The following is a 6,703-nucleotide window of genomic DNA, read 5'->3' as shown; positions in this document are numbered from 1 at the left end:
CTTTGCAACTCCTTGTGGCGTAAAAGAAAGGTCAACGTCTTTTGTTAATCGTCCAGTCAATATGACTCGGTTAATCATGTTGTTTCCTCCTGGATGAATTTTTGCAATCGTTCTAATGACATTTTACCTACTAATTCATGAGCTTCCTTTCGTGCATTAGCTGTATCAATTTCTCTTTGAACAGATGCTTCAAAATCTTCTTCACTAAACCAAATATGATATGAGGTTCCAAATCCTAAACCATCACCTGATAGTGTTTTTTGAGAAATTTTTCGCTCATAAACCTTTTCAGTATTTAAATCTTCTACATTAACAACATAGGCACTGGATCTATTTGCCCTAATAACTTCTACTTCAGATATCGAACGGTCATAACCACCACCTCGCCATATGCGGTAACTGCGGTATTCTAGCCATACTCGTTGACCAACTTCGAGTTTTGGATTCTTAGTCTTTTTCATGCAGCCTTCACCCCTTCCAATGTAGAAATGTAATAATCTGTACCTTCCTCTCGATCTTTTAGCCCTTTTAAAGCTATAAGTTCGTCCAGCCTTTTATAAGCCATTTTTTCGTTATGTTTACCACCGAATTGTTGATGATATCCAAGGTAGAGAGTGATTTGATCTATGAAATATTGTTCATCCATTCAGCATCCCTCGCTTTGATTTGATTTTCCGAATACGTCAACACACGCTTAGGCATGCCGTGCATTTTGCCAACTTCATCCCTTGTCATGTCGTGTTCCAATCGGCAATGTAATTTTGTGATGATACTTCCGATATGGTTGCAACCAGGTACAGGACATTTCAGCAGCTCGCCACTTGGCGCATACCAGTTAAATTTATCAGCCATTCCTTCACCCTCCATAGGGGCTGTTGCCCCTCATTATTTCAATCGCCAATCAATACCTTCCGTTTCTAAAACTTCACCGTTTTTGTCTAGTAATCTACTAGCCCCTGCATATCCTATACGCTCGGCTATAGTAGCTCTATCCTCATTGCTGTTAAAAATGATTGGTAATTTACGTTTGTAACGCTCGTCAATAATGTGGTAATACAAACCTTCGCGAGCTTCTGTCCACTTTGCTTTTCCAACATCATCCCAAACAAGAACATCTGCTGATAACACGTTGTTCAATAGCCCGTAATAAGTTTCGCTATTGTCATCTATTCGTTTAGCAGCCATCATTTCATCCATAAAAGAAACATCTGATACAACCAGTACATTAAAGCCCTTTTTAATCAATTGTTTAGATAAAGCAATCTGTAAATGCGTCTTACCTATACCAAAGTTGTTATGTCGATTCTTGAGCTCTAATCGTTCGTTAGGAGGTAATGAACGAATCCTTTGTTCCCCAATAGTTGCTATAAAACCAATGTTTTGAGCCCCTTGCTTTTTAAGTGCATCACGATCAACAGGAAATGATTCTAAGTAGTCTTTAACCATTGAGAACATACGCTGTTGCATATCTGTTTCTCGAACATAATTATCAAATTTGGCATGTACAAATTCCTCTGGAATCAATGCATTTTTAAATCTACGTTTCCAACTATTAACCTCTCGGCAATCACAAGGTTTATGAATCTCATATTTTTGGTTCCCTTTTTCTTCATAATGAGAGAAAACAAACTCTGTTCCATTACATTTAGGGCACTTATCCTCCCCAGGCTTGCTTGTCTCGTTCGAGCTGTTCATAGAAGGCATCGATGCTTGTTCCTGCATGAACTTTAGAATTTGCTGAAATCTGTCTGTTTGCATTTTGTCCTTTAGCGATTCCATTATGCTTAGCCTCCTTTGCTAACCAGTCGGCATAAGTATTGATGCCTTTTTCGATTGCCCAATTCTTTAAAATTCCTTCAACATATTCAACATTCGACTTCCCATTATCAGCAGTGACCTTTATAGCCTCGATGATTAGTAAATAATCTGGATAAAATTCAAGTAGCATGTCCATTTTTTTGTGGTCCGTAAAATTGCTAATACGAATGGTTGAGTCAAAGAAGTTTTTTATTTCAAGAAAAGGATTATTAGTAGAAGGACCGACTGACTGACCGACTTTCTTTTCTTCTCCTTCTTCTTCTTTTTCTTCTTCTTCTTCTTTTTCTCTTTCTTCTTCTCTTTCTTCCCCATAGTCTATGGAAGTGGTATTGATAGGGTATGGATACGGTATCGAATCATTGCCATTACTAGCGTTAGGTACTTTTGTCTCACTTTTTTCCTCTAACAGTATTGATACGGTATCGATACGGTATCCTAACTGTTCCAAAGAGGTAACGTAGCTCCTTACAAACGGTATATGTTTAACTGCAAGTAGCTCTTTTTCGATACATTTTTTTACTTTTGGTGAGTTGATAAAGTTGTACTTTGCCCAATTATTTAACATGATTTCTTTCGTTGACTCGTTGTAAGTGATTTTTCCATACTCTACAAATCGTTGTAGCAGTTTTTGGACTGTTTCTCGGTTGTATCCTGTGTGCATTTCTATGACTCTATATGGCAATTCGTAGATGCCACATTGCGTTGTATTGCTATTCGTCATCAAATACAGATAGAAGTATTTCTCCTCCGGTGTTAGATCCAATACAAAGCCGTCTTCCCAAAATGTTGTGTGTACATTTCTGTATTTAGCCATTTGCCCTCGCCCCTCCTATTCGATCAATGCCCAACCGTTACGCTCTGCAATATCGTTATATGCTTTTACCGGAATGGTGATATTAACAGGATCATAGTGTTTTAAAACCTCTTCGAAATCTAGCCCTATAAATGCATCTGAGCCAAATTCTATTTGCATTACTGTTTTATACATATCAAATTCCTGTCGTTTCCTTTCAAGATCATCTGCATTAGGTTCTGAGTAATCATCTCGAACAATAATAAATGCGTTCTCAATATCATCCATCGTTACGTCTAAATCTTCGTCATCCCAGTCTCCTAAATCAGCAGATTCGGCTAAATACCGACCTTCTTTACTGCGATTTTTTAATACAATCACTGGTACATCTGATAGGATTACATCCTCTCCACCGAAGATGTTTTGTTGAAATACTTTCATGCCCTTACACCTCCTAGTAAACTCTCCGTGGTAAAACCCCTATAGTCATTTCTTCATTTTCAAAAATAAAGATTCTTAATGCACCTTGATGGTGAACAGTTATATTTTCATTCGAAGAGAATTTAACGAAAGCTTCTAAAGCATCTAATAAGTAACTGGGAGTGAAAGAAAGTATATTTTCAGCCTCTTTATGCTGCTTAATATCAAATTCAAATTCATCCAATTTTAAGTGAATACCAGGTACTGAAAGCTCAATTGATTCATTTGTAAAAAGAAATTTCATCGTTTCAAACTTATTAGCTTTAATAAATTTAATTGCAGGTATTAGTTTCAAAGCATCCTCTTTAGATAGTTGGAAAGAAGATTGTTCGTGTGCTTTAACTTCCAGCAAACTGTTCAAATTAGGGTAGTTGTAACCCTTCATCAAATCCAAGGTTTTGTGATTCAACAACACTTCTTCTTTGTAAGAATGAATATTTTTCAAGATAATTGCCCGATAACTATCTGTTGCTTGTATCTCACCATTTTCTTTTTAAAGCTACATAAGTTAATGCTGGTCTAGCTTGTGATCCAGCTGTGAACTTCTTCGCTACCTCTAAAGCTGGAGTTAACCTTTCGCGTCCTACTACTTCGATTTCGTTATTTTTTAATGCTATTGCCATGTTTTTCGCCCTCCATATTTTCAATATTCAAAATTCAAGGTATATAAATCATCTTGCCTGTTGCCTATCCATTAAGTAATACAAGCCATCCCTTGGGTCCCAAGTTATCCCTGATAACTTCAATTGGTTATATGAACGTTTGAAAATATAGTCGATGTTCTCTCCAACCTTCAATGTCCCATCAGCTTCAAGATGTTTATTAGGTATCCAAACATTTTGGTTTGTACCATTCAAAGTGAATCTCTTTGCTTTAGCATGTTTATAAGCCCTTTGAATAACTTGAAGTGGAATACCTTTGTAATATTGAACTCTTAAATTTAATTTTTGATCTTGTCTATATAGATTCACTGTTGACCTCCTATAAAAGTCGTTGTTCCTTCTCACAAACCGCAAAACTACCACTAACCTTGACCACCCTATAGTTTGGGTACCGTTGCATGTAATCCAGCACCAAGCGCCTGATTTCGTCGTTATCCTTCGCCTGTTGGAATATCCAAGCAGGCAATAACACCTTCGTTGGTACGTTGTTCATTCAGATGCACCACCTAATCCAGTAGATACTCAATTTCGAATGTGCCACTAAGTTTCTTGGTTGCTCGGCAATATTCGCACTTGTCACAACGATGGGCATTTTTACGCCCTAGCTTTGCATCTATGATGCTTGGTAGCATCGTTTGAACATATTCCTTTTCAAAGTCGAAACGCCCTGAATCGAAGTGTAAAACGGCTTTATCTGGCGGTGATTCTTTAGTTACTGCCACAATATATGGATCATAGTAACGTCCTGTATTTTGAAAGATGATTTCTCGATACACCCACATCTGCAGCACATAATCAAATGCTTGTACAAATGAAACCCATGTATTATATTTCTCGCTCCAATAGCGTTTACGTAGCTCTTGAGTACTCTTTAAATCGCTGAAAAATCCACGATCATGTTTAATGTTATCGACTTTAATTTTCCACTCTACTCCGAATAATTCGCCAGTGAAGATGGCCTCTTTTTCACCTTGTAAAGCGAACATGCAAAACTCGTCATTTTTAATGGTCTCGATCATGTCATCGGCTTTTTCGAAGTCCTTGTATTTGCCACCACGGGAACCATATATACTGGTGTGATTCTCTTCTATAAATTCAGCAATTGCCGTATTACTTTCAAATGCAGCATGTAAATATGAACCAACTAATAATGCTGCAGAAGGAGGACGAGAATACTCGCCCCTTATCTCTGCAAACGTCCTGGCTTCACACTCCATGGCACTTTTAAACTGAGATACTGACATATAGTGCTGGTTTGCCTCATTCGAGTGGTAATTCTGGCTGTTCAGCTGGAATGTTGTTTGGTGCATCTTGTTTCACCTCTGTTTTTGAATCTACTTGAGCTTTGAAATCATCACCTAATCCACTGGATTGCTTTTTGGCATCTTCTTTATTAAACCAATCCTCAACCTTACTCAAGCCGTCTCTTAAGCTGTTAAATATGTTTATTAACTCTACATAGTCATACTCAGTAAACGAATTAGCATTATAACCAAACTTTACTTCTATCATTTCTTGTGTGACACGATGCTCTTCTTTGTATCTAAGCAACGCATTTGCGATACGATCTTTTAATGGACCTTGACTATTACCAGCTAGTGTTTCATGACATTGACCAATCGCTTTATCAATGATGTCACCCGGAATCACACCTAAAATGCATGAACGTAAACGGCGAGCACCGTCATTTGCAACTTTTTCATAAATATCACGTGGATCCGTTAATTGTTTAATAGACCCTTTAGCTTTCATAGAGTGTTTGACGGTAAATACCTTTTCTTGACGGACATTCGTTTCAAGATCCCAACAGAATGCTTTTGCAACTGATTCACCTTCACGTTGCTCTAGTTCTTGAATGCCGTAGGATAAGTTGCCCCAGTTTTGTGCAATTGCTTCAGCTAATCGAATCGATGGACCTGTTACACGTTGTCCACCACGAGGATATTGATACATAGCCACTTGTGCTAACGCTGGACGTTTACATGTATCTAATACACGTTGTTCAGCTTGGAATACGTTGCGCGGAAACTGTTTTGCCATGAAAATTTGCCCTTTTACTTCTTCCATTTCCCGAGAAGCGCTAGCTTGTGCTAGAGCTCCTCCACCTTGTGGTTGTTGATAGGAAGTAGGATTATGATATTGTTCTGCTAAGTTACTCATTGAAATTCCTCCTATAGTGCGTTATAATGAGCGCAAATATATTTTGTTTATGCCACTATTGCGAGTAGTGGTTTATTTTTTTGTGCAAAATACCGCATTGTGATGTTCCTCAAGGTACGTATGAATGTTATCCATGTGGACGATATCACCGTTTTGAAACTTCATGAAATCATCATTGAAAACTATTAAACTTCCATAGATATCTCGAAAATCACTTTTCATTTCTACATAACGAAATGTAGGTATGCTATTCACTGGCTCAATTGTTCCCAATACCATTGGGTTTTCAACTTCCATAAGTTGTCTCACGCTATCGCCTCCTTTTGTTTTCTTAGGACTTCGGCATACGATGCCGTCACAAAGCTCACATAACGTACATTGTCCTCGATAGCCTCTAATGTGTAGATGATTCCAGTGAATTCATTAAGGATGTTATAATCAGCAAAACGTTCTTCGAATACTTCTGTGTCTAGACGTACCGTCTGCATTTTAGGCATAAATGTTGCAATACTCATGTTCTCACCTTCTTCCTGATGGTATCCCATCAAACAGCCTGCAAATTCCAATGAGGATACGGCTAACCAACCATTTGCAAACTGTTTGACGAGAGCGAGATTGTTCTCGCAAGCGTCTGATTTTGTGGTATAATAGATTTGTATATGTTAGTCGCTGTTTAACCCCTCGCTTAAGGTTAAGCAGCTTTTTTATTTGCCAAAAACTTCGCGTTAGCATGCTTTTCTAGCATCAAACTACGAATCTTTTTGTTTAGGTGTAACCAATCTCCGGCTTT

At 37.9% G+C, this 6,703-nt stretch carries 14 protein-coding genes; all 14 read right to left on the bottom strand.

Annotated features, from left to right (window positions below; all coding sequences use genetic code 11):
* Positions 1 to 74 precede the first annotated feature (74 nt).
* The 14 genes from AC1RNS_RS26185 to AC1RNS_RS26120 all read right to left on the bottom strand — a co-directional run bounded on the left by AC1RNS_RS26185 (position 75) and on the right by AC1RNS_RS26120 (position 6,428).
* Complete coding sequence (locus tag AC1RNS_RS26185; protein WP_492996738.1) at positions 75 to 461, bottom strand: hypothetical protein; 387 nt, start codon at positions 459 to 461, stop codon at positions 75 to 77.
* Entirely contained in the window at positions 458 to 646 is a 189-nt protein-coding gene (locus AC1RNS_RS26180) for a hypothetical protein (protein WP_492996737.1), read from the bottom strand. The genes AC1RNS_RS26185 and AC1RNS_RS26180 overlap by 4 nt, the downstream gene beginning before the upstream one ends.
* A complete protein-coding gene (locus tag AC1RNS_RS26175; protein WP_492996736.1) occupies positions 625 to 852 on the bottom strand; it encodes a hypothetical protein in 228 nt (75 codons plus the stop codon). Before AC1RNS_RS26175 ends, AC1RNS_RS26180 begins: the two co-directional genes overlap by 22 nt.
* Before the next feature lie 33 nt (positions 853 to 885).
* Positions 886 to 1,704, bottom strand: a complete 819-nt coding sequence (locus tag AC1RNS_RS26170) for an ATP-binding protein (protein ID WP_492996735.1) — start codon at positions 1,702 to 1,704, stop codon at positions 886 to 888.
* Positions 1,655 to 2,632 carry a DnaD domain protein gene (locus AC1RNS_RS26165; RefSeq protein WP_492996734.1) on the bottom strand — a complete coding sequence of 326 codons (978 nt, stop codon included), beginning with the start codon at positions 2,630 to 2,632 and terminating at the stop codon, positions 1,655 to 1,657. Before AC1RNS_RS26165 ends, AC1RNS_RS26170 begins: the two co-directional genes overlap by 50 nt.
* A 15-nt stretch (positions 2,633 to 2,647) precedes the next feature.
* Entirely contained in the window at positions 2,648 to 3,052 is a 405-nt protein-coding gene (locus AC1RNS_RS26160) for a hypothetical protein (RefSeq protein ID WP_492996733.1), read from the bottom strand.
* A gap of 13 nt (positions 3,053 to 3,065) precedes the next feature.
* A complete protein-coding gene (locus tag AC1RNS_RS26155; RefSeq protein WP_492996732.1) occupies positions 3,066 to 3,536 on the bottom strand; it encodes a hypothetical protein in 471 nt (156 codons plus the stop codon).
* Positions 3,537 to 3,570: 34 nt separating this feature from the next.
* Positions 3,571 to 3,714 (bottom strand): hypothetical protein, encoded by a 144-nt coding sequence (locus AC1RNS_RS26150; RefSeq protein ID WP_492996731.1) that lies wholly within the window; start codon positions 3,712 to 3,714, stop codon positions 3,571 to 3,573.
* Positions 3,715 to 3,762: 48 nt separating this feature from the next.
* Entirely contained in the window at positions 3,763 to 4,062 is a 300-nt protein-coding gene (locus AC1RNS_RS26145; RefSeq protein ID WP_492996730.1) for a hypothetical protein, read from the bottom strand.
* A gap of 10 nt (positions 4,063 to 4,072) precedes the next feature.
* Complete coding sequence (locus AC1RNS_RS26140) at positions 4,073 to 4,246, bottom strand: hypothetical protein (RefSeq protein WP_492996729.1); 174 nt, start codon at positions 4,244 to 4,246, stop codon at positions 4,073 to 4,075.
* Positions 4,247 to 4,259: 13 nt separating this feature from the next.
* Complete coding sequence (locus AC1RNS_RS26135; protein ID WP_492996728.1) at positions 4,260 to 4,997, bottom strand: PD-(D/E)XK nuclease-like domain-containing protein; 738 nt, start codon at positions 4,995 to 4,997, stop codon at positions 4,260 to 4,262.
* 16 nt (positions 4,998 to 5,013) lie between these two features.
* Positions 5,014 to 5,913, bottom strand: a complete 900-nt coding sequence (locus tag AC1RNS_RS26130; RefSeq protein ID WP_492996727.1) for a hypothetical protein — start codon at positions 5,911 to 5,913, stop codon at positions 5,014 to 5,016.
* Positions 5,914 to 5,985: 72 nt separating this feature from the next.
* A complete protein-coding gene (locus tag AC1RNS_RS26125; protein ID WP_492996726.1) occupies positions 5,986 to 6,222 on the bottom strand; it encodes a YqaI family protein in 237 nt (78 codons plus the stop codon).
* Positions 6,219 to 6,428 (bottom strand): hypothetical protein, encoded by a 210-nt coding sequence (locus AC1RNS_RS26120; RefSeq protein ID WP_492996725.1) that lies wholly within the window; start codon positions 6,426 to 6,428, stop codon positions 6,219 to 6,221. The genes AC1RNS_RS26125 and AC1RNS_RS26120 overlap by 4 nt, the downstream gene beginning before the upstream one ends.
* Between the last annotated feature and the right edge of the window lie 275 nt (positions 6,429 to 6,703).

It is taken from the genome of Lysinibacillus sp. GW821-FHT14F06, assembly GCF_058803665.1.
Note: the sequence above shows the minus strand (reverse complement) of the source record. Positions and strands in the feature narration are given on the sequence as shown.